Source organism: Nocardia sp. NPDC059228, assembly GCF_042754245.1.
In the GTDB taxonomy this organism is placed as follows: Bacteria; Actinomycetota; Actinomycetes; order Mycobacteriales; family Mycobacteriaceae; genus Nocardia.
Map to the genome: position 1 here is coordinate 1 of NZ_JBHZAL010000163.1, position 1,109 is coordinate 1,109.

General features: G+C 71.1%; 2 protein-coding genes. One reads left to right on the forward strand and one right to left on the reverse strand.

Features of this window, described 5'->3' with window-relative positions:
- Window positions 1-13 precede the first annotated feature (13 nt).
- Entirely contained in the window at window positions 14-106 is a 93-nt protein-coding gene (locus tag ACFXKA_RS43195; RefSeq protein WP_379431943.1) for an adenosylcobinamide-GDP ribazoletransferase, read from the forward strand.
- Window positions 107-303: 197 nt separating this feature from the next.
- On the opposite strand, the gene ACFXKA_RS43200 is transcribed toward ACFXKA_RS43195, so the two are convergent.
- A partial coding sequence (locus ACFXKA_RS43200) for an endo alpha-1,4 polygalactosaminidase (RefSeq protein WP_379431942.1) occupies window positions 304-1,109 on the reverse strand: 806 nt, incomplete at its 5' end.

The window sequence follows — 1,109 nt, forward strand, 5'->3', positions numbered from 1 at the left end:
CCTCGCGCACTGCGTGCGCCGCTTCGGCGGCGTCACGGGGGATGTCTTCGGCGCTCTCGCGGAGACGGCGCGCACCGCGGCCCTGGTCGTCCTGACCCTGGGCTGACGGCTGACGGCTGACGCTGGCGGGCTCTCGGCCGACAGCGCTCGGTCGACGGACTCCCGGCCGGGACGGCTGACGGCTGACGCTGACGGGCTCTCGACTGACAGCGCTCGGTCGACGGACTCCCGGCCGACGAGCCTCAGTTGACGCGCTCTCGGCCGACGCCCCTTCAACTGAGGGCGCCGAAAAGGGCTCGGATCTCAGCAGGCCCGGCGCCAGACCCCCAGGTCGTACTCCTTCAGCATCGCGCTCAGCTTCAGCCGCCTCGCCTCGGGACAGAACTCCCGCGTCGGCAGCTCGTACTCCACATGGAACACCGCCTTGCCCGCCTCGATGAACGGCGTCAGCTCGGCGCACTCCTCGTACTGCGCGCACTGTTCGTTGACGGCGAAGTCGAAGTCCCCGACCAGCTCCGGGATTTGGGGAAGGTCATTCTTGAGGCCGACCGACAGCCCGCGTTCGTGGGCGAGACGGGCGACGAGCCGGTTGTAGCGGAGCTGGTCGGCGGCGGTGAGGGGGAACCCGGTCGGGTTGCGGTAGCCGTCCATGTTGTCGGGCTCCACCGCGTCGAAGCCCTTCTTCTTGCACATGTCGATCCGTTCGGCCATCAACGGGCCCAGAACCTCCGTACGGCGGATGTCCAGCCATCGCTCGCCCTCCCAGCCGTTCCCCTTGCCCAGCAGGGACTTGGGGAACTTCGCGGCGTCCGGCCGGAAGTCCTCCCAGGCGCCGGTGGAGAGATAGCAGATCACCTTGCGTCCCCGGCGGTGGAGATCGGCGACCGCCGAAGCGGGGTGGTCGAAGCCGTCGATGTCGTAGACGGGGACGTCCACGGTGGGGTCCAGCGCGCCGCTGAGCTGCCACTGCCAGTCCAGCCCCGGCTCGGGCCGCCAGCGCTCCCCCGCGCTCCCCTGCGGGCCGTCGTCCGGCCCCGGCGCCGCGTCGGGCGGGGTGCCGCCGGCGCAGCCGCCCACGAGCAGCAGCGACACGAGGAGCAGGACAAGGG